This window comes from Streptomyces toxytricini (genome assembly GCF_014649915.1).
GTDB classification, from domain to species: domain Bacteria; phylum Actinomycetota; class Actinomycetes; order Streptomycetales; family Streptomycetaceae; genus Streptomyces; species Streptomyces toxytricini.
In genome coordinates, this window is sequence record NZ_BMTY01000024.1 from 125,275 (window position 1) to 147,689 (window position 22,415).

Genomic DNA, 22,415 nt, shown 5'->3' on the forward strand with positions numbered 1-22,415 from the left:
TCTCGTCAACGGATCGCCGGGGCCCGCTCACGGAGGCACCACGGCCGACTCCAAGATCACGATCACGCCCTCGCATGCTGGCACACCCCCCATCCCCCGGCAACAGGCCCCCACACAATCCAGCCGCCCCCGGAACGGAAGCAGGGGCCCTGCCCGATGTCGTGGTCGGGCAGGGCCCCTGCGGTGGTCGTCCGGCTGTCAGGACGTGAAGTAGCCGTTCAGGTCGGCGACCACGTCCACGGAGCCCGTGTTGTTCCAGAACGTCACACGGCCGTCCACGACGGGCACCACCACCAGGTTGGCGACGGTCGAACCAGGCGTGTAGTTCAGGTTCGACACGCTCGGGCGCCCCGTCCCGTGCGGGTGGACGACCAGGTGGCCGGCCTCCGTGGGATTGGTCGCCGTGACGTTCAGGACGACGGCCTTCACGCCTTGTGCGGGCACCCCCGCAACACCGGACACCCGCACGCTGACGAGACCGCCCGGGCCCACCGCACCGGATCGGGCACCTGTGCCGTCGCGGGTGTCGAGCAGCCGCACCGGGCCCGCTGCCGAGAACGCCGCTCCCGCGGCCGCGTAGTAGCCCGTCACGTCGGCGATCAGGTCGACCGAGCCTGCGCTGTTGCGGAGGTCGACCTTTCCGTTCACCACCGGCACCGTCACCAGGTTCGGCACGACCTGCCCGGGTGTGAAGTTCAGGTTCGACGACTGCGGCGCCGCCTGCCCGTTCGGATACACGGTCACGTGCCCCGACTCCGTCGGCTCGACTGCGGTCACGTTCATGACCACCGCCGTCACCCCCTTCGCCGGAACAGCCGCCACACCGGCCACCTGGAGCGTCACGACGCCTCCCGGGCCCACACGCTGCCGCGGCGCACCCGTACCGTCACGCGTGTCCAGGAATCGCGACGGCGTGATCGGGTTCAGGGCCGATCCGACCCCCGCCTTGTCCGTGTAGTACCCGCTCACGTCGGCGATCAGATCCACGGTCCCGGCGCTGTTGCGCAGGTCCACCTTCCCGTTCACCACCGGCACCGTCACCAGGTTCGGCACGATCCGTCCGGGTGTGAAGTTCAGATTCGACGACTGCGGCGCCGCCTGCCCGTTCGGATACACGGTCACGTGCCCCGACTCCGTCGGATCAACTGCGGTCACGTTCATGACCACCGCTGTCACCCTGCTCGCCGGAACACCCTTCACACCGGCCACCTGCAGGCTGACCACGCCGCCCGGGCCCACACGCTGCCGCGGCGCACCCGTACCGTCACGGGTGTCCAGGAAACGCGACGGGCCCATCGGCACGAACCGACTGCCCTGCGGGACCGCCGCGGCCGCCGTCACCGTGTACGCCTTCGGCAGGTAGCCGGGAGACGGCTCGCCGTCCGTGTAACCCGCGCCGTCGAGGAGCAGGTCGTACGCGCCGGGCTCCAGCCCGGTGGTGTTGACCGCCACCTTCAGCTCGGTGCCCTCCGGGTTCACCGAGACGGCCTCCAGCTCCCCTGCGGGTGAGTCGCCGCTGATCAGCTTCAACCTCGTGCCGAGGGTGAGGCCGGTGCCGGTGACGACGGCGTACGAACGGGTCCCCGCGGGACCCGACGCGGGGCTGATACCGGTCGGGTTCTCGAGCGGCGGGCGGGTGCAGGCGGATCGGCAGACGCCCTGCATGCTGAATTCGACGGGCGTGGCTGCCGTGCCGGGGCTCAGCAGGAGGACCGCCTCCCCGGCTGCCGGTGCGCCGAAGCGCGCGCTGCATTCCTTCTGGAAAGCGCCCAGGGATCCGGTGCATGCGAGTGGCGAGTCCGGATTCCACGAGGCACTGAGCAGGCTCGTCCACGGGTGCTCGCCGTCGGTCGCGCTGCTGGTGCCGACGACGCGGAAACTCTGGTTCTCCTTCATGTCGATCACGGCGCAGTAGGCCGTGGAGGACTCGGAGAGGACACCGCTGCGCGCGGGGAAGCCGTCGACGGACACCCTGCTCGCGGCGCATTCCGGCGCCCAGCCGGCTGCCGTGCCGACCCTCCACGTGTCCACGTCCGTGTGGATCGGCCTGCCGTCGTACTTCGACGTCGCGACGAGGATGACGTAAGAGGTCGAGCCGGTCACCTGGCAGGAGATCCCGAACTGATGGCAGACGATCTTGCCGGTCGAGTCGATGACGACCGCCTTGGTGGTCGGGTCGTACCGCCCCGCGCGCGTCCGCGCGCTGAACCACATCTTGTCGGCGGCCTCGGCCGTGACCCGGATGCAGGCGGCGTCCAGGGCCGAGGTCAGATCGAAGGGCGTGGACGGGCCGCCCACCTTCGTGGACACGGGGGTGGTGCAGGTCGCCGTGGCCGAGACGTCACGTCGCACGACCGTGTAGGCGCCGGTCCGGTGCGTGCCGATCAGCAGGGCCGTGTAGGGGACGCCCGCGGTGAGGCGGCAGGTGGCCGAGCTGTAGTAGTCCGCCGCGCACGCAACGTTGCCCTGCGGGTCGACGATCTTGACGTCTGCGTTCCGCTGGTTCCGCGGGTTGGCGTAGTCGACCGTCTCCGCGACCGAGTGCCGGTCCGCTGGCAGGCTGAGGCACGCCTGCCGTACGCCGTCGGACAGCTGGACCTGGGCACCGGACGAGGAGCCGAACGGGGTCTGCGGCCAAGCGGTGCAGCCGGCGGCGTCGCCTGTGCGGTGGATCACCAGGCCGTACGCCTCGGGTTCCGTGTTGCCGAGCACCACGCGGAACGGAGCCGTGCCGGTCAACTTGCACACGGCCTCGGGCGAGCCCGCGCACTGCTTGGCGCCGGACGCGTCGTAGACGGCGGCCGCGACGAAGTCGCCGCCCGCGGGAGGCCGGTTGAGCAGGTAGAGGCCCTGCCCGGTGGCGGTCGGGAGCGTCAGGCAGAAGTGCTGACCGGGCCCGGTGAACGTGCCGGTGGCGGCGCCCGCCACGAGCCCGTTGTCGTGGGTCGGGGCGCAGCCCCGGGTCTCCCGGGTCGAGCGGAAGGACATCCCGAAGGCGGTGCCGTCGGCGGTCCGCGGGTCGACGACCCAGGTGTGGTCGCCTGCGGGCAGTTCGCAGACGCCTTGCTCCGCGGTGTTGCAGCCCCCGGGCGCTGTCCCTTCAGCCGTCAGGAGGGTTCCGTACGGTGCGGAGCCGGCGGAGACCGGGCCGAGGGCGTAGGCCCCGGCCGTCGGAACGCGCAGAAGGCGGCAGCGCGCCGTTCCCGTCGTGTCCGCGGAGACCCCGAACGGCTGGGGTTCGACCACCGGGCAGCCCTCCGGCCGGGAAAGCCGTGCCGCCGTGAACTCGTAGGGACCAGCCGAACCGTGTGAGTACAGGACCGCCATGCGGAACGGTGCGGTGCCGTCGAGCCGGCAGTCGAGCGCATCGGCCTGCCGGTCCCGGGAGGAGCAGACCTCCTTGCCGGTGGCGTCGTACACGCCCTGCAGGACCTGGTAGGAGCCCGTGTAGGAGCGCAGCATTTCACCGGCGGCCGTGTCGAGCGTGTAACAGTCGCCGGACGAGCCGAGGGGTAGTGAGCGCCTGAAGACGGTCGGGGCGCCGAGCCGGGTGTCGGCGGGGCCGACCGGGGTGCAGGCGGTGGTCGACAGCAGCGGGGTGTACGCCGCGGAGAGGGCGATGCCCGAGCTGCGGTGGTTCGTGAAGGCCAGTGTGTACGCGCCCGCCGAGGCGGTGGGGCACTGCAGGGCTCCACCGGAGTAGCCGCGGGCCCAGGTGCAGGTGACGGGTGCGCCGTCGGGTGCGAGGAGGCGGGGCGTCTCCCCTCCCTCGCTGGCGATGGCCTGGATGAGGAGGAGATCCTTCGGCTGGGGCAGCGTCAGGCCGAGGCGTACCTCCGTGTTGGTCGGGACGTCGCAGGTGACGACCTCGTGCGGCTTCAGCGTCGACGGGCAGGGGCCCGTCGGGTCGCTCGCCCGGAGTGAGCGCGCCGCCGCTTCTGCGGCCGCCTTCACGTCGGGCTTCGCCGCGGGGTCGGGCCCCGCGACGGTCCCGCGCGGTGCATCGGCCGCGGCGGACTTTGAAGCGGCGGTGGGTCCCGTGGTGGTGGCCGCAGGCGGCGTGGCGGCGAGAGCGGATCCGTTCTGGCCGGCGGACGCCGTCAGCACCGCAAGCAGCAGGGCGCCCGAGGCGAGGGCCGCACGGCTCCTCCTCCGGGTGCCGGGCAGCCGTCTGCTGCCAGGTGGCGATAGGTTCATGAACCCCCCAGTTCGAGCAGGCCCGGCCCCGGTGATCGGCACGGGGGCGCGGGCGAGAACAGCGGAGCCTATCCCTGGGCCCGACCTGCGCGAAGCGAGTTGCGTGTCGGGGGCATGCTTTCGGACAGGGTCGGTGCCGGGGAGCCGGGGGTGCGGCGCGTCAGAGGAGGTCCGGCTTCCAGATCGTGCGGTCCGGGTAGACGTGGGCTGCCGGGGAGAGTTCGTACGAGCCGGCGTTCGCGTTCGCCGGGACCACCCAGCCGACGCCCTGGTACGCGTACGGCACCGGTTCGCGCGGGACCGAGCAGCGGGCCGGGTCGGTGATGACCGTCCGGCCCGGGGGGACGTCGACGGGCTGCGGGTTCGGTGCCTCCGGGCACGGGTGGAAGGCCTTGGCCTGTGCGTACTGCAGCCGGACGCGGACGCGGGCCGTGGCCGCGCGGTCGGCCTGGTTGGTGATTTTGACGGCGAATGCGACGCGGTCCGCGTCCACCCGGGCGCACACCCGCCAGACCACCGACTCCGGTCCGGGGACCGGCTCTCCGCAGCGGCTGTCGGCGCCGAGGGTGTTCTTCTCCAGGCCCGGCTGTTCGAGGGCTGCCGCCCGTGGGATCGTCGCCGGCTGCGAGGAGGTTGCGGGCTTCGCGGTGTCCGGGGTCGTGCGGGTGGAGGCCAGGTAGGCGACCAGGGCCGCTGCCGCCATGCCCGTCGCGGCCGCTGCCGCCAGGCGTGGCAACGAGCGGCGCCTGCCGCGTCGTGTTGTGGGCCGGGGGGTGTCGGGTGGGGGTGCGGTCGGGGCGACCGCGGCCGGCGCCGGGACCGGCACCAGCGCGGGGGCGGGGGCGGGGGCGGTGCCGCGGAGGTGTTCCACTGCGCGCTTGCGCCAGTCGCGGGGGTGGAGGGCTTCCAGTTCGCGTTGCAGATCGTCGATGCGGGCCGCGAGGGCGGCCAGGCGGTCCGCCGACGGGCCTTCCAGGCCGAGTTCGCGGACGATGGCCCGGGTGGTGGCCGCGCCGGGCAGACCCGCACCGCTCAGCCAGACCTGCTCCCGCCCCCGCAGCCATAACGACACCTTCGGCGCGGGCGTGCCCAGCCTGCGCGCCAGCCAGTTCTGGTACCGGCCCTCGGCGGCGAGGGCGTCCCTGACCGCCGCCGACCAGTCGTCCAGTGCCCCGCCGAACGCCCCGGCCAACTCGATGAACGACGGACCGCCGCTCGCGCCACTCCCGGCATTCCCGGTACTCCCCAACGCGACCACACCCCTGCACATGTTGCACCGACTCACTGAAAGCGCAGGTCGAAGCGGTGAAACCGGGGGTGCAGCATTCCACCGTCCGCCACCCCTCCTCCGGCCCCGGACCCGCGGCCATTGTCGTTCTCGGCGGTGCGACCGACGCACCGCTCTGACCGGGGTTCACCCCGGAGAGGAGAAGAACGGCATGATCCGATCGCTCACCCGGGCAAGCCGGCGCCGCGCCGCGTTCACGGTCCCGCTGCTCACCGCCGTCCTGTTCGGCGCCGCCTCCCCCGCCGTGCTGCCCGCGGGGCAGGCCCGGGCCGCCGCCGGCGGGCGGGTCTGCTTCTTCCAGGACGCGGAGGGGGCGAGCGGGGCCGGGCACATCGCCTGGGCCGTCCGCGACCCGAAGAACTCCGGGCACTGGATCTGGGGTGCGACCGAGAACGCCGAGGGCGACTCGTACACCGAGCCCGGCAAGCCGAACGGCAGCTGGATCGCCGGCGGTACGTGGGCGAAGCTGCGCACGAGCCTGAAGCCGGACAGCGGGCGCCGGAAGGGCCTGTACGACCACTACCGGTGCGCCGACACCCCCGGCGGCGACCTGCGGGCGGCGCAGCGCACGTACGAGAACATGAAGGCCAACGGCTACCAGCTCACCCACAACAACTGCCTGACCAAGGCCGTCGCGATCTTCCGCAAGTACAGCCCCTCGCTCGGCGGCAGCCGCCTGCCCGACGGTGAGGCGACCCCGCCTAACCGGTACTTCGGCGCCGTCCTGAACAAGGCGCCGGGCTGGGAGAAGGCCCACCTCTACACGCCCACCAAGGGCCGGAAGTGAGGTTCGGCATGTGCCAGCGCTGCAAGGGCGACGGGAAGTGCACGACCTGCGGGGGCTCCGAGTTCCGGGGCTGGAGCGGGGCGAAGTGCGACAGCTGCAAGGGGAGCGGGGACTGCAAGGCGTGCGACGGGCGGGGCTGACACCCTTCGTCGCCGTCGCCTCCGCCCGATCCGTCCATGTGTTCGTCCGTCGTCGAAACGAAGGGGGTAGCACCATGCCGGCGTGGTTGGTCATAGCCGAGGAGGAGTCCGGCGCGCAGCGGCGCGTCACGGTCGTCAGGACAGTGAGCGGAAACAGGTCGCGGGAGGAGGCACTGGGCGAGCTGTTGAAGGCGGCCCGGACGTACGTGCCCTCCTCCTGGAAGAGCAAGGCTCGGGTGGTCGGGCGCGCCCCCGACGGGTCGTTCTGGGTGCTGCCCAACGGCGGCGGGGAGCAGGGCTCCGCCTGCTGCCGGATCCATCTCGTCGAGCAGGTGCCCCTGTAGGGGCTCGCCTCCGTACGGCGCCGGCCGTTCGTCGACCTCCCGGTCGGCGGGCGGCCGGCTTCGTCGTGTGTGCCCCGGAGTGCCGGTGGAGGGCGGGCCGGGGGCTCGGGGGCGGAGAGGAACCGTCGCCGACGCCGGCGTCGCAGCGGTCCCTGGAGCGGATGGAGGACGTGGCGCGGATCCGCAGGCCCTGTTGACAACGCTCGTGGTCAACACACCCAGGCGGATCCGGCCGCGCCCCGGGGTCCTGCACCGCCCGCTGCACGGCCGCCGACACGGGAGCGGCGTCTGCGGACAGTGCGGCCAGCCGGTCCTTGAGGGTGCCGGGAACCCCTGCCACCTGCCGGTTCCGTCAGGAGGCGCGGAACATCAGGGTGCCGAACAGCCCCGCACGCGTCTCGGTCATGGCGAGGTTGCCCGCCTCGTAGTCGATCGCGAGACCCGTGACCGGCAGCAGCGTGCGCGGGGCGGTCACGCTGCTGATCGGCGTCTTGGCGCCGTCGCCGGACGTGAAGGCGTACATGGTCATGTCGGAGGTGGTCTTCCCGGCGAGGACGTACACCGCGTCGGCATCGGCGCCGACGAGGCGCGGCACCGAGACGGCCTCCACGGGGCGGCTCCAGCGCATCGCCCCGGTCTTCAGGTCGAAGGCCGCCACATGGGCGGGAGTGTCGCTGATGGTGCTGCCCGCGGTGACGAAGACGGTGGTGTCGGTGAACCGGATGTCGAACATGCTGTCCGGCCGCCAGTAGGTGCCGAATCCGCGCAGCTCGGCGTGGCCGGCGGGGGTGGTGAGCGCGATGCGGCGCGTCACGGCCCCGTCGGCTCCCAGGAGCAGCAGCTCGGGCGCCGCCTCGGAGGGGGGCGTGACGAGGAGTGCCTCGGGGTGGTCGGACACCAGGTGCAGGTACGTGCCGTCGCCGAGCGGAACGCGCTCTGCCGCCGGCTTGGTCTGGCGCCCCTTGCCGTCGAGGGTCACGAAGGAGTGGTTCGGCTTGGCCGGTGCGCCCTTCTCACTGAGCATGACGGTGATGCGGTCCCCGCGGACGGCCATGTCGTCGTTGTACACGTAGTCCTGCCGGTCGACGCCCGGGTTGGACCACGTCCACGCCTGGCTGCGGTCCTTCCGGAGGCCGACCACGGTGTTGGGCGTCATGACGGCGAGGACGTCGCCGGCCCAGCCGAGAGCCGCGGCCTGGTTCGTGAACGGCTTTCCGGCCACCGGGGAAGCGGTGACCGAGGTCGTCCAGACGACGGCGCCGTCCTTGCGGGTGTCGACCAGCGACACGTGTTCGCAGGATGCGTCCCGGCCTTCCGGATCGCCCTTGATCCAGGCGACCGCCCCCAGGCCGTCCGCGGACAGGGTCGGTGCCATGGCACAGAGGGTCGCGCCGGGCTCCGGGGGCTGGACGGTCCCCTTGGACTGCCCCGTGGCCGCGTCGAGGATCTCGACACCGCTGCCCCGGCCCACGTACAGGACCGAGCCGGCGCGCCACGTCGCGTGGAGGGTGGTGTGGAACGCCTTGCCGGTTGCGGTGGGGGACGTCCAGGCGGGTGCGAGCTTCGGGGGCGCGAACGGCGGCCGGGGCGTCGGGCTGCTCTTCGACTCGGCGGCCGGCTTCGGCCCGCACCCGGTGGCGGTGGCGGCCAGGACTGCGGAGGCGACGACGGGCAGCATGACGAGCCGCGCCCAGCGGCGGAGTCGGAGCGGGGGATGGGAAAGCACGGGGTGTTACGGGCCTTTCGGTGCACCCGGCTCGGCAGGAGCGGATCCGCGGTCACTGCGCGAGTCGGATGATCAGACTGTCAACGTGAGGCTGAGACTACGCTTTTCGGGGCGCACGGCACGTCGGACACCCCGGCGTGCGACCGCAGGTACGGGGACGGATTTCGTTCGTGTGCACGGGTGCGGCCGTGCGAGACTCCCGTCCTCATCGAAACGGGGGGTTCAAGGTGTACGTGCGTACGACGCCGATGGCGGCGGTGGCTGCTGCGGCGGTTCTGGCGCTGGGCGGGTGCGGTGCCGGCGGGGACGGCGGGGCCGGGTCCTCGTCCTCGTCCTCGTCCGCTGCGAAGACCGGCTTCGACCGGGACGCCGTCGACGGCGACCTCCGCAAGGCCCTCGCCGCGGCGGCACTCGACCACGGGCAGGGGTTCACCACCGCCGAGCGGGGCGGCAGGAAGAGCCCGGACTCGGTCGACTGGTACGGCACCGTGAAGACCCCGGACGCCGACAAGGCGTTGTCCGAGATCGGGGCGTCGCTGGAGCGTACGGGCTGGAAGCCGGACCGCGAGCGTTCGAAGGCCGACATGCTCGTCTTCCGGAAGTCCGACTGGAGCCTGATCGCGAGCGGCATCGCCGGGAAGGAACTGCAGAACGCCCCTGAAGGCAGCAGCATGCTGTCGGTCACGGCCAGTCGGCTCGGCGGGTGAACGCCCGCCCTCGGCCCGGCATCCGCGCCCTCGCTCCGGAAGCGGGCCGCATCGACGGCGACGGCCTCCGGGGGTACGCCGCCGAGGAGGTGGCCGACTGCGTACTGGACCGGGCCGAGCCGTGGTGGCGGCGGCTGGCCTGCGCCGAGGCGCTGCACGGCCGGGTCCCGCAGACGCACCTGGAGGCGCTGCTGGCGTGCGTCCGCGACCCCCACGACACGCACGAGGTGCGGGTGCAACTCCTGGACCTCCTCTCGGACCGCGAGGAACTGCTGCCGTGGCTGCGCCACGAAGACCGCCGGGCAGAGCGCGGCTACCGGATCGAGCAGCCCGCGCTCCGCGCCCGGACCCGGCTCGGCGACCTCACGGCCCTCGCGGCGGTGGCGGACCTCGCCTTCCGCCCCGGCTGGCGCGACCGGATGGCCGGCGGGGAGTGCCTGGAGGCCCTGGTGGAACGCCGCGGCGCCGCGTCCGTGGCCGACGCACTCGACGGCCTCGACGAGTCCGAGCCCTCCGCCCGCGCCCTGCGCATCCGCCTGCGCGACCTCAGCGGCGAGGACATCACCGACGCGCTGACCGACCCGGACCCCGAAGTCGCATACGTCGCGCAGGACCTGATGGTCGACAGGGACCGACTGCGCGCGTACCTCGCCGAAGCCCCCACGGTCGACGCCGCGCTCTGGGCGGCGTACGCCCTGTACCGCCTGACCGAGGACCCGGCCCCGGCACGCGCCGCGTACGAGGCGCTGGGCCGGCCGCGGGTCGAGGTGGAGGGGCTGGACGAGGACGTCCGGCGGGCGATCGTGCACGAGTACGTCCCGTACTGCGAGAACGGCACGGACCCGCGCTGGCGCCTGGAGGCGATCTGCACGGACCCGCCCGCCCGCCCCGACCAGGCGGCCCAACTCCGCCGCGCCTCCGAGGCCCTGACCGCGGCGGGCCTCACCCCGAAGCCCCCGGTGCACTGCGGCGAGGCGCACGAGCAGGGCGACGGCACGTACCACGTGATCGAGTACGCGGACGGCCGCGAGCTCTCGATCAGCACCCTGGGCCCCTGGGCAGGCGACTTCGAGGGCGACCCGCAGGCCCGAGCGGCCCTGGAATCGGCCGGCTTCCACTGGATCGACGCGACAACGGGCGCCACGCAGGTGACGGGCCTGCACGTCTACTACTTCGGCTCCCGCCAGCCGATGGACGTCCACACGCTCCTCTACTACTGGCAGGACTAGTTACGCAATCATCCCTCCTGGTCAGAGAACGCAAAAAACCCCGCCAGAAATACCCAACGGGGCTTTTTTACATTTACACGTTCACCGGGAATGCCGTCGAATGTGAAGCATCACCGACGCACAACCAAAAGCAGACACCCCCTCCCCATAGGCCAAAATTAGAGCGTATCAATCTCGACACCACTCGAGTCACAGATTGCATATTCACCAGGGTACGGCACTCAAACCGCGATCCCATTGGGCCACGAAACAATCTCAAGCAAGCTACATTCGATACTGCAGTCCGGAGGTAGACCGCCTCCCCGTCGCTCAGAGAAAAGGTAGCCCCTACGGGCTCGAAGCAGATCTCAACAGTTTCCTGCCGGGCGGCCGCGAATTTCATATCTACAACCTGCTCCCCCTGGTTCACCGGCCTATCTCCAAGCATCGATGATCTCCTGAGTCAGCTGCACGCCTACCGGCGCAGTCTTACCGCCTCTGCCAGCGAGTACCGCATTCTGATAGAAATCTTGCAACTTTTCCGCATCGCCCCTGCTCGCCAGCTCTCGCAGTTCTTGCGGCTTGCGTGTCCCCATGCGCCCAGAGGGGTCGCCGTTACCCCATATGCGCCCACCTACGTCCTGCAAGCTGCCACCTTCGAGTTTCGGAACCCCGACCCTATCGCCCGGAACGGCGAGATCGGTGGTGTTCCCCCTGGAGTCAACCGAGAAGCGAGCCTCACAGCTGCTGTTGTGAACCAGGACCGGGAGTCGAACTCGTCGTGATCAAGGAACTCCTCGGCCACGCCCACATCGGTGTCACAGCCACCGTCTACGCCCACGTGAGGCTCCGACTCCAGCGCCAAGCCATCGATGCTCTCGGCACCGCACTCGACGGCCTGAGAAACACGGAGGCAGTCAACGCCGACGGCGACGAACCACCGCCCTGCGCCGCGTCCGTCCGCTGACGTTGCCGTCAACTACTGCCGTCAAGACCCTCTGAAGCCCCACCAGACGCCGTCTGATGGGGCTTCAGATTTGCGAGTTGAACGACTACGAACCTTGGCACCCACCCAGGAACTCACGTACCGCCGAGACGCTGGTCCGCCATTCGGAGATGGAATTTCCGTCTTCATCGACAGTGAGTCGTGACCTTACTGAGGACCACGGCTCGAGAGGGTCGAAATCCCTCTCCAGCTCATCCAGGAAGATGATCGAGTTCTGGATAATCACATCTTCCCCTCGCCTATAAAGCGGCCAACAGAAGATGAAATTGCTGGCTTCCGGATTGGTGATCGAAGCAACGAGACAGGAGTCCCTTTCTTTCCCGTCGAAAATCACCTGAAGCGAATCGCGCCAACTACGCTGATACTCCTCGATGCTCCAGTAGGACAGATCCATGTAGAACGACTCCGCGAAGTCACCAACAGTGAGCCTGCCGGTCGCTCCGGCCTCTTGGAGCAAGGCGGCCGGAGGCCGATCCGATGCAACCTCGATAGAGAACGCGTCAGTTCTTGATGTAGTTGAGATCTGCATCATAGGTGCCAATCCTGTCGCCTCGACGGCTGAATACCTTCCAGCCCCCAGACACGTTGTGCCCATCGACATCGGGAGTGATGTAGTTCTTGCCGTTGAAGAATACGTCTTGTCCGTGCGAGTTGAACGGCGCCTTTTGAGGCGCAATTCTCCTGTTGTACCCCAGAGCTCCCGCGCGATCCCTTAGCGTACCGGCGTAAAGTTCTCGGTTCTGCGCACTGCGCGCCGCTACCGAATCAGGATGATAGGGGTCACCCTTCAACGCGGGAGAGGAGGTGTAGCCCTCAGGAAGATCACAGTTGCTGTTGTGAACCAGGACCGGCGTGGCGCCCGCCAGCACATAGTACGTGTGGAGGTCTGCGACCGTGAGGTTGTACGTCTTTGCGTGCTGGGTGAAGGGGTGGTTCGCCGTGAGGATGGCCGTTGTGCCGTCGCTCGTCTGGAGCGTCATGCCGGGCCTCAGGTCGGCGGCCTCCAGCCAGGCGTTTTCCGACGGCGACCAGAAGGGGTGTTCGTAGGTTGCTGTGAGTTCGGTGATTCCTTCCGGCGTCGCGATGGACAGCTTGTTGAAGTGCTTGTCGTTCTCGGTGACGATCAGGCGGGTGACCGGGCGCTTGCCGGTTTCACCGGAGCGCGGGTCGGCGGCCAGGACCTCGTCGCCAAGTTGCACGTCCTCGATGTTCTTGGTCGTGCCGTCGGCCATCTCGACCTTCGTGCCCGCGAGGAAGCACTGGCAGCCGGTTACCTTTTCTGTCGATATCTTGCGGTAGTTCGCGGGCATCGCCTTCGGGATGGCCCGGGGGTGCAGGTTGCGGCCCTCCCAGGGCCCGTACACGGCTTCGACGGCGAGGCCGTGCTGGATGACGTAGTCCCTGAGCTCGGCGCACTTGATCGCTTCGCAGGCGTAGATCATCGCCTGCGTTTTGTTGATCCAGTCATCCTGCTCGGAAAACCCGTAGCTCCAACCAAACCTCAGAGTCTGCTTGACGTATTGCTGGATGTACAGCTCGATGAAGAGTTGCTTCTTCTCCTTGGGAAGCCGGATCGTGAGGCCGTAGTCGTCCTCCAGCAGCGTCGGCTTCCGGTACGGGTTGTAGCTGTTGTAGCCGCCCGTTATTCCCTTCTTGCGGGTCGGGTCCGTTACGGGCTTCTTGTCGTCGCGCGGGTCGTAGTGGCCGTCGCAGTGGCCGTTCAGGCAGTCCGTTTCGATCAGGCCCGACGGGTCCGAGAGGGTGACCGGGTTGTTGCTCGAGTAGACATACCCGTGCATCTGCTGCGAGCTGGAAAGGTCCATGATCGGGTCGACCGAGATGAAGCGGCCCGTCAATGGGTCGTACTCGCGGGCTCCCAGGTGGGTGAGGCCGGTGTCGGTGTCCTTCGTGCCGCCGACGAAGCCCTTGTCGCCGGCCCACGACGCCGGCTGCGGGCCGCGGGCCTCGCCGAAGATGCCCGTCTTGCGGCGGGTCACCGTCTGCGCGGCGTCCCCGGTCACCTGGATGGTGCCGGTGCCGTGGTGGTCGGCGAAGAGGTACGTCAGCTTGCCGCCCTCGCGCATCGCCACGCCGCCGTAGTAGCGGGTGCCCGATACCGTGCCGGCCTTGTCCAGGCGCAGCTCGTTGCCGCCCGGCAGGTAGAGCGTCGTGCCCTTGCTGTCCTTGCGGAGCAGCCGCTGCCCCGCGGGGTCGTAGACGAAGGTGTTGCTGTTGGTGCCCTGGTTGAGGGTCTTCAGGTGGCCTTCGGCGTCCCACTCCAGGTACTGCGTCTCGGTGTCCGCGCCGGTCTTGCGGGTCTTGGTGTTGCCAGCCGCGTCGTAGGTGAAGAGCTCCTCGTGCGGGTCCGTTCCGGTCTGCGTGACCTTCGGCAGGTCGTGCTTGCCCGGTGTCGGGGCCTGGTAGGTGCGGACGGTGTCGGCCGCCGGGCCCGAGGCCGTCTTGCGCTTGGTCTCGGTCTTGCGGTTGCCGACCGCGTCATAGGTGTACGACGTCCAGTACGGGTCCTCGCCGCCGATGACCGCCGCCGACGGGGACGCCGCGCAGGTCTCGCCCTGGTTGGTCCACGCCTGCGTGATGCGGTTCAGCGCGTCGAGGCTGACGCACTGGGTGTCGGTGGTGCGCAGCGCGTCCTGGCCGTAGGCGGTGGCGATGGAGGTGATGCTGCCGGCCGGGTTGTAGCCGTACTTGGTGTCCTCGATCCGCTGGGGGGCGGTGTCGCGGTCGGTGTAGGAGCGGGCGACCTGGCCGGTGTGCTCGTCGTACTCGGTGGTGCGGTACAGGCGCTGGCCGAGGGCTCCGTGCTCGGAGCGGGTGGTGCGGCCGTAGTGGTCGTACACCATGGCCGAGACGAGGCGGGTGGTGCCGGCGCCCATGCTGTTGAGGAGGCCGGAGACCGACTTGTACGTGCTGCCGACCGTCTCCGCCGGCAGGCCGCCGACGGCGGGGTGCTTGGTGGTGAGGACCTGGCCGGCGATGTTGTAGGTGTTCGTCCACTGGTAGGTGCCGGCCAGGGCCCCGGTGTCGGGGGTGGACGGGATGGTCACCGTCGTGGCGAGCGGCTGGTAGAGGTCGTTGTAGGAGAGGATCTCCGACTCGTACGCCTTCCCGCCCTCGTAGCGGACGGACTTGGCCGGGTGCCCCTTGGCGACGGTGTCGTGGACGTGCGCCGTCAGGGTGGTCGCGCCCTGCTTGGTCGCGACCGGGCGGCCGAGGTCGTCGTAGTCGGTGTGGAGGGTGATGCCGCGGGCGTCGGTGACGTCGGTCGCCCGGTCACCGGCGTCGTAGGCGGTCTTGGTGACGCCCTTGTCGGGGTCGCTCGCCTCGATCTGGCGGCCGCGGACGTCGTAGGTGTACGTCCACTTGGCGTTGCCCGGGTCGGTGACCTGCGCCAGCAGCCCCAGCTTGTTGTACGCGTAGTGCGTCGACTGGGACGCCGTGCGCGCGGGGTCGGTGTACTGCTTGCGCTCGACGACGCGGCCGAGGGCGTCGGTGACGTCGGTGGTGGCCACTCCGCCCGCGGGCGGGACCACCGTGGTGGTGTCGCCGGTGTAGCTGGTGGTGGTGCGCCGGGTCTCGGTGCCGAACTTCTTGGCGATGACCGCCGTGGGCCGGCCGGCGCCGTCGAAGACGGTGTCGGTGGACGACGGGTAGGCGGTCTCGGCGCCGGTCACCAGGTCGGGCGACGGGGCGCCGTCGGCGTAGTAGGTGCCGGAGCTGCGCCAGGCCAGGCCGCGGGTGTCGTAGAACGTCTCCGAGACGAGGCGTCCGGCCAGGTCGGGCGACTGCGACTGTGTCTGGCGCTCGCGCAGCAGGCCGTCCTGGATGGAGTGGACGACGGAGTACTTCTGGTCGTGGGTCAGGGTCTTCGAGGTGGTGACGTTGGGGCCGCTGTTGCGGATCGTGTACTCGAAGACGCGACTGGGTGAGTCCGGGTACGTGGCCATCGGACGGTTCGGCAGCCACACCTTCGTCATGCGGCCGAGGGCGTCGTAGGCCGTGCTCGTGGCCTTGCCGTTGGCGTCGGTGACCTTCACCGGCTGCGAGCGCAGCGGGTCGACCTCGGAGGTGACGGTGTGGCCCAGCGGGTTGGTGACCGTCATCGAGGTGGGTGCCTCGCCCGTGGCCGGCGTGTAGGCCGTCGTGGTGACCTTGCCGTAGGCGTCGGCCGAGGCGAGCTGGCGTCCGTAAATGTCGTAGCAGAGCTCGTTCTTCGCCGGCCCGCAGGTCGAGGGGACGCTGGAGACGGTGTCGTAGCCGTCGCCCCGGCCGTTGATCCCCTCGATCCTGGTCATCAGGCCGCTGCCCGGGACGCTGCCGAGGGCGGCGTTGTCGAAGTAGGTGCGGACGTCGCTGATGGTGTCGGCGGGCCCGCTCGCGGGCGTGCCGCAGGGTGCGGCGACCGAGATGATGCGGCTGACCTTGTTGAGGATCCAGGTGGCCGTGTTGCGGGCGTAGGTGCTGGTGGTGCACTTCTCGTCGCCGGTCTTGGCCGTGTCGCCGGTCTCCGAGACCCAGTCCACCATGCCGTGGTCGTCGAAGTGGCTGGTCGATTCGACCGTGCGGGTGCCGCCGGCGGTCGTCGTGCGGGTGGACTGCTTCTCCGTGCCGGTCTTGACGGCGACCAGGTCGGGCAGGCCCGCGCGCGTACGCCTGGCACTGGCGGCCGAGACCCACGGCGTGACGGACGTGGCCGTCAGGAGCTTGCTCGTGTCGTCGCCGTTGTAGAGCGCGGTCTCGCGGGGCGTGCCGGCGAAGACGTCCCGGTCGGTGACGGCCGCACCGGCGGAGTCCTTGACCTCCTTGCCGTCGAGGCCCCGGAAGTAGCGCGTCTCCGTCAGCGTCTTGGCGTCGTCCGCCGCGCCGGTGCGGGTCTGCACCAGGCCGTAGCCGCGCGACACGGAGTGGACGCGGTCCTCTGCCTTGGTGAACTCGTCGGTGCTCTTCGCCCAGGCGGCGCCGCCCAGGTAGGTGTAGGACGTGACCTTGTCGGGGGAGGCGGCGATGTTGTCGCCCTCCACGATCTGGGTGGCCACGTACGTGTTGAACCAGTCGACCTTCGAGGTGTCGCCCTCCCACGCCCACTTGACGGGGTAGCAGCGCGTCGTGTTCGTCTCGTCCGGCTTGGGCAGCGTGGTCGCCGTGCAGTCCGGCTGGGAGTAGGTGACGCCGATGGTGCCGCCGGTCTCGGTGGTCACCTGGTACATGCGCAGTCGGATGAAGGGGGCCAGGCCGTCGCCGGTGGCGTCGACGCGGTTGGGCCGCTGCTCGCCGGCGAAGGTGACGGGCGGTAGCGGCACGTCGGGCCCGCTGCCGGACTTGCCGGTGCGGGTGATGGACTTCAGCCACAGGGCGCGGGAGATGCCGTCACCCGAGGGCGGGAAGTCCTGCTCCAGCTTCCAGGAGTCGACGTCCTGGTACGCGCCGCCGGTGAGGATCTTGGTGTTGATGCCGGTCAGGCGCATGCGCGACCAGAACGTCGGGGAGTACTGGCCCTTGCATTCGGTGGACCCGTCCTTGCAGAAGAGGTCCTGCGGGGAGTCCGGCCAGTTCTTGGCGTTGGCCTCGTCGAAGGTGGAGCAGCCGGTCAGGCAGCGCTCGTCGACGTCGAAGGTGACCTGGCCCATCGGCTTGGCGGTGTAGACGGCGTCGGCGCGCAGGCCGTAGTCGATGCGGTCGAGCCAGCCGCCGCGGATGTACTGGGTGACGGTGGCCTTGCCGGTCGTCTCGGAGACGTTGCGGCCGTAGTTGTTGGTCTCGGTCTTCCAGTAGTACGCCATGGCACTGCCGCCGGGGGCGACGACGTAGTCGAGCTGCCAGCGCCACGCCTGCCGACAGTGGGCGTTCGCGAAGGTGGCGTTGTAGCAGGGCTCGCCCGCGTGGTTGCCGAAGACGGGTACGGTCCAGGCCGAGTTGGTCGTCGGCGTGGAGGCGTCCTTCCAGCCGGGCAGGCGGTTCAGGCCGAAGTAGTACTGGGTGCCGTCGACGGTGGTGATCTTCCAGTGTTCACCGTTGTCGTCGCCGTTGGAGGCGTTGGTCAGCTTCTCGACCTTCTCGCCCGAATCGGCGGCCGGGTGCCAGCCCTTGCCCTGCTCGTAGACGAGTTCCGTCGACTTGCCGTTCAGCGACAGCGTGGCGTTGTCGTTGAACCAGCACAGGTCGCCGACCTTGGTCGTGTGGGTGCTGCCGGTCTTGTCGTCGTTGCAGGGCTTGTACCTGCGCTCGATGAAGCCGGGTTCCCAGGACCAGCCGTCGCCGATCCAGGAGGCCTGGGCGTTGGAGGCGGCCATCCGGCCGTCGACCGACTGGGAGCTGTACGACAGGCTGATCTTCGGGTCGAGTCCGCCGGGAGTGGTCGGGACGCCGACGTTGTACGAGTACGAGAAGGCGCCGGTGGACCCGCCGGCGCTCCAGGATCCGGACGGCTGGAGCGGGGTGGCCTTGTAGTCGCCCGTCGCACCGGACGCGCCGGCCGTCGCCGCGAGCACGGTGGAGCCGGCGGCGCCCGCGCCCGCGGCCATGGCGGCGCCGCCAGTCTTCGCCGCCGGGGCGGCCGCGGCGGGTGTCGTGATCTCGGCGGTGAGCTTGCCCGAGCGGGTGTCGTTGCGGGTCTGGAGGGGCTTCTGCGTACGGCATTCCGGGCGGGCCGGGGTCGTCAGCGCGCACGCGGGAAGCTCCACCAACTGCAGGCGGGCAGCGTAGTCGCCGCCGTAGGCGTGGCGGAAGGAGGTGTAGTCGACTTCGACGTTCGCGGAGGCGGCCCGGGTCGCGCCGTCCGAGCGGCCGACCGACAGCAGCACGCCGTCCACGCCGGCCTTCCGGGCGGCGTCCTTGCCGGACACGGACACCTTCACCTTGGCGGGCGCCTCGGCGGCCCGGCCCGGTGCGGTGTACACCGCGACCGGCAGCTTGCCCGCCCGCTGCGAGCGCGCACCGACGGACGGGGCCTGGGCCGGGCCGCCGGCGAGGAACGACTTCGACACCGGGGCGGACGCCAGGTCCACCTCCGCGGTGCCGGGCGCCGGCCAGGCGACCTTGGGCGCCTTCCACGGGTTCTGCGCGGCGGCGTCGGGCTTCTTCGTCCCCCCGCTGCGCACGGGCTTGACCGCTACGGCCTTGGGCTGCCGAATATCCGGAAGAATCGGTTCCGATTTACTGTCGGCCACGGCAATCGAGCCTGGCAACACACCTGAGAGGACCACCGCGGCCAACACCGCGGAAAGCCCTCGCCTGTGAAATGTTCTCACACCCCACCCCATCTATCCACATAATTCACCGGCGCAGACTAACAGGGATCGCCGACATAACCCGGGGGCAGCGGCAAGCAGCCCCCATTCGCCGCCCCACGGCCCTAAAGTGAGCAAAATGGATGTTGGTATCCAAACGGACACGCGGCGTAGGCGTGGCTTAAAATCTGCTGGTCACGGCAGCCTAGGTGACCAAGACCCCGGTAGAGTCGCAGGGGAATCCAACAGTTGGAGTTTGCGTGAGAATAAGAAAGGCTCGCCCGTCCTTTTCGGGCGGGCGGGGGATTTCAAGGCCGATTTCCGCCGTACTGGCGGGTGTGATCGCCGCCACGGGAATCAGCATTCTGCAGCCGTCCGCGACGGCCTCGGCCGCGACCGATCCGGTGGCTGAAGGTTCCATGAGCGCGGCCGATTTCGCGCTTGCCAAGGCCAAGGAGACCGGGCAACCGTACGAACTCGTCGCGGCGCGCACGGAAACGTCCGACACGTGGGCGCTGCCCACGGGCAAGTGGTCGGTCAAGCGGCACGGGACGACGGTGCGGGTGCGGCGAGCGGGGGGCTGGGTCGCGACTGACCCGGCACTCGAGTTCGCGCCCGACGGGAAGGTGCGGCCCAAGGCCTCGGCCGTGTCGATCGCCTTCTCGGGCGGCGGCACGGGCCCCCTGCTGACCGGGGTGAAGAACGGCCGGACCCTGTCCTTCTCCTGGCCCGCGGCGCTGCCCAAGCCGACGCTCGCCGCGAACGTGGCGACGTACGCGAATGTACTGCCGGACGTCGATCTCCAGGTGAAAGCCGAGGTCGAGGGCTTTTCCCAGCTTCTGGTCGTCAAGACGCCCGCGGCGGCGAAGCACCCGGACCTGGCCACGCTGCGGCTGAAGATCGACACCGTGGGACTGAACGTCAGCAGGGACGCGGCGACCGGCCTGCTCACCGCCGTGAATCCGGCGGGTGAAATCGTCTTCACCTCGCCCACACCCCTGATGTGGGACTCGACCACCACCGCGGGTACGGCAGCCCCGGCCGCGGCCGGAGCACAGGCCATCGGCGCGGGCGCCGGAACGACCGCGGGCACGGGCACCGCTGCCGGCACGGCCACAGCGGATGCGGACCCGGCTCCGTCGGACGTGTTCATCACCCCGTCGGGCGCCAAGAACGCCCAGATGCCCGCCACCGTCGCCAACGGCACGCTGGAGATCAAGCCCGACCAGGCTCTCCTCACCTCCGCGGAGACGAAGTACCCCGTCTTCATCGACCCGTCGGTGACCTGGGGCCAGCGGCAGAACTGGGCGTGGGCGTACCGCACCTGGCGGTCGAACTCCTACTGGAACACCAAGGAGGACGTCCGGGTCGGCTACGAGTCCGAGACGAACGGGCTCTCGCGGTCGTTCTTCCAGCTCGACACCTCCAACGTCAAGGGGGCACAGGTCACCGCGGCCACCTTCCGTATCAAGGAGACCTGGGCCTGGTCGTGCACGAAGACCCCGGTCGACCTGTACGAGACCGAGTCCATCTCCCCGGCCACCACCTGGGACCGGCAGCCCCGCAGGGGCGAGCACCAGAGCACCGTCAAGGACGCCAAGGGCCGCCCCGGCTGCGAGGCCGGCAACCTCGAGTTCGACGCGACCAAGGCCGTACGGGCCGCTGCCGCCGCCCACCGGTCGAGCGTGACCCTCGGCCTGTACGCGCCGAACGAGAGCGACGTCTACCAGTGGAAGCGCTTCGACCCGAAGACGATGACGCTGGAGATCCAGTACAACAACCCGCCGGACACCCCGTCGGACCCGGGCACCTCTCCGTGGGTGCCGTGCGCCCAGGGCGGCACGATCGGCAATGCCACCGTCAGCCTCTTCGCGACGGCCTCCGATCGTGACGCGGGGAACCTGACCACCGAGTTCCAGGTCTTCAAGGCCGGCCAGAGCACGCCCGTCGCGAGCCAGTCCATCGCCGTGAACAACGGAAAGGTGGCAGCCTGGGCCGTACCCGACGCCACCCTGCCGAACGGCGGCTACGAGTGGAAGGCGCGGACGACCGACGGCGACGGCGCCCAGTCGGCCTGGACCCAGCCCTGCAAGTTCACCATCGACCGCGACCGGCCCGCCAAGGCTCCGAAGATCGCCTCGACGGCCTTCCCCGACGGCAGGGACGGCTGGCCGCAGAACACCGGCAAGGCCCGCCAGGAAGGGGACTTCGTCCTCTCCTCCAACGGTGTCGGCGACGTCACCTGGTACGGCTACTACACCGACTGGGACCCGGAGGTGAAGAGCGCCACCGTCGCCGCAGGCACCTCGTTCACCGCCAAGATCACCCCGCCGGGCCCCGGCCCGCACTTCGTCTACGCCTTCAGCCAGGACGCCGCGGGCAACCGCTCCGACACCACGGCCTACCTCTTCTATGCGGGGCGCACCCCAGCCGTGGACATCCCGCACGACCTCGACGGCGACGGCCGGCGCGACATCTGGAGCGCCGACCTCTTCGGCAGCCTCCTGACCTACACCGGCAAGGGCGGCAACAAGTTCTCCGCGTCGATCAGCTCCCCGGAGTCCTTCGCCGGAGCGCAGGTCGCCACCCTCGGCGACTGGGACGGGGACGGCACGAACGACATGCTGGCCCTCCAGCAGCCCGCCGGGTTGCCGGGCAAGACCCTGTCGGTCTACTCCAACGCGGGCGGGGGCGCCATCCACAACCCCACGTCATTCGCGGTGGGACAGCCGGCGAACGACCACTGGTCCGACGCCGAGCAGATCATCGCACCAGGGGACCTCAACGGGGACTCCGTCCCGGACATCCTCGTCAAGCAGGGCAACAAGCTCTGGGCGTACTTCGCCACCATCTTCGGCAGCCTGGACGATGCGGACCCCGTACTCGTCGGCGGCACCGACTGGGACAAGTACACCGTCGTCGCTCCGGGCGACACCAACAAGGACGGTGTGCCCGACCTCTGGCTGCGCGACAACGCCACCGGCGACGTCCTGCGCTCCCACGGCATGCGGAGCCAGGAGTCCGGCCGGGCCGTGGACCTCGCCACCTGGGGCACCCTGTCCCGGTCCAAGATCGGCTCCGGCGTGTCCCGGGCCGCCTATCCGGCGGTGGGCTCTTCCGGCGACCTCGACGGTGACGGCGTCGCCGACCTGTGGGCCAGGCAGGCCGACAACACCATGGTCGGCTGGCCCGGGCGAGCCGGCGCGGACGCCACGAGCGTCGGCTCCTTCGCGGCCCGCTTCGAGATCGACGGCGTGCCCGGCGCACGCATCCCCGCCGGCACCACCCTCGCCTCCGGGCAGGAGTTCTCCAGCGGCAACGCCAAGCTCGTGATGCAGGCGGACGGCAACCTCGTCCTCTTCACGAAGGACAAGAAGCCCGTCTGGGCGACCGGCACCGGCGGCAACCCCGGCGCCGTGGCCCGCATGCAGAGCGACGGCAACTTCGTCGTCTACAAGGCCGACGGCACGACGCCGGTGTGGAGCACGAAGACGAACACCCCGTACTCGTACGCGGTGCTGCACCCGCGGGGCGTCCTCGTCCTCTACAACGCCTCCGGGCAGAGCCTGTGGACCAGCAACAGCCAGGGCCGGCCCGACTACAACGGCGACGGCTACACGGACGTCGTCACCCGCGACGCCCACGGAGACGTGTGGGTGACTCCGGGCACCGCAGGCACGGGTACCGGCACGCTCGGCAGCCGGTACTACATCGGCGGCGGCTGGTACAGCGACTACTGGACCAACGCCTACACAGCCGACCTCAACA

Annotated in this window: 11 protein-coding genes; 6 read left to right on the top strand and 5 right to left on the bottom strand. The window is 70.0% G+C overall.

The window, feature by feature from the left end:
• Nucleotides 1-198 precede the first annotated feature (198 nt).
• Nucleotides 199-4,197, bottom strand: coding sequence for a hypothetical protein (locus IE170_RS27045; protein WP_189812065.1), 3,999 nt, complete (start codon nucleotides 4,195-4,197; stop codon nucleotides 199-201).
• A gap of 160 nt (nucleotides 4,198-4,357) precedes the next feature.
• Nucleotides 4,358-5,446 (bottom strand): hypothetical protein, encoded by a 1,089-nt coding sequence (locus tag IE170_RS27050; protein ID WP_189812066.1) that lies wholly within the window; start codon nucleotides 5,444-5,446, stop codon nucleotides 4,358-4,360.
• A gap of 190 nt (nucleotides 5,447-5,636) precedes the next feature.
• Here IE170_RS27050 and IE170_RS27055 point away from each other — a divergent pair, with 190 nt between their 5' ends.
• Nucleotides 5,637-6,272 (top strand): Tat pathway signal protein, encoded by a 636-nt coding sequence (locus IE170_RS27055; protein WP_189812067.1) that lies wholly within the window; start codon nucleotides 5,637-5,639, stop codon nucleotides 6,270-6,272.
• 214 nt (nucleotides 6,273-6,486) lie between these two features.
• On the top strand, nucleotides 6,487-6,756 hold the full coding sequence (locus IE170_RS27060) for a hypothetical protein (protein WP_189812068.1): 270 nt from the start codon (nucleotides 6,487-6,489) through the stop codon (nucleotides 6,754-6,756).
• A 352-nt stretch (nucleotides 6,757-7,108) separates the two neighbouring features.
• On the opposite strand, the gene IE170_RS27065 is transcribed toward IE170_RS27060, so the two are convergent.
• Complete coding sequence (locus IE170_RS27065) at nucleotides 7,109-8,482, bottom strand: hypothetical protein (RefSeq protein WP_189812069.1); 1,374 nt, start codon at nucleotides 8,480-8,482, stop codon at nucleotides 7,109-7,111.
• 233 nt (nucleotides 8,483-8,715) lie between these two features.
• On the opposite strand from IE170_RS27065, the gene IE170_RS27070 reads away from it, so the two are divergent.
• From IE170_RS27070 to IE170_RS27080, 3 genes are all read left to right on the top strand, one after another.
• Nucleotides 8,716-9,189, top strand: coding sequence for a hypothetical protein (locus IE170_RS27070; RefSeq protein ID WP_189812086.1), 474 nt, complete (start codon nucleotides 8,716-8,718; stop codon nucleotides 9,187-9,189).
• On the top strand, nucleotides 9,186-10,418 hold the full coding sequence (locus IE170_RS27075; protein WP_223855673.1) for a hypothetical protein: 1,233 nt from the start codon (nucleotides 9,186-9,188) through the stop codon (nucleotides 10,416-10,418). Before IE170_RS27070 ends, IE170_RS27075 begins: the two co-directional genes overlap by 4 nt.
• A gap of 760 nt (nucleotides 10,419-11,178) precedes the next feature.
• The gene (locus IE170_RS27080; protein WP_189812070.1) at nucleotides 11,179-11,364 is read left to right on the top strand and encodes a hypothetical protein; all 186 of its coding nucleotides are present in this window, start codon (nucleotides 11,179-11,181) and stop codon (nucleotides 11,362-11,364) included.
• A gap of 85 nt (nucleotides 11,365-11,449) precedes the next feature.
• On the opposite strand, the gene IE170_RS27085 is transcribed toward IE170_RS27080, so the two are convergent.
• Both IE170_RS27085 and IE170_RS27090 read right to left on the bottom strand, forming a co-directional pair.
• Nucleotides 11,450-11,935 carry a hypothetical protein gene (locus tag IE170_RS27085; RefSeq protein WP_223855672.1) on the bottom strand — a complete coding sequence of 162 codons (486 nt, stop codon included), beginning with the start codon at nucleotides 11,933-11,935 and terminating at the stop codon, nucleotides 11,450-11,452.
• Nucleotides 11,904-18,518, bottom strand: a complete 6,615-nt coding sequence (locus IE170_RS27090) for a polymorphic toxin-type HINT domain-containing protein (protein WP_229885200.1) — start codon at nucleotides 18,516-18,518, stop codon at nucleotides 11,904-11,906. The genes IE170_RS27085 and IE170_RS27090 overlap by 32 nt, the downstream gene beginning before the upstream one ends.
• Before the next feature lie 548 nt (nucleotides 18,519-19,066).
• Here IE170_RS27090 and IE170_RS27095 point away from each other — a divergent pair.
• Nucleotides 19,067-22,415, top strand: a 3,349-nt coding sequence (locus IE170_RS27095) for an FG-GAP-like repeat-containing protein (protein WP_189812072.1), incomplete at its 3' end; no start/stop codon positions are given.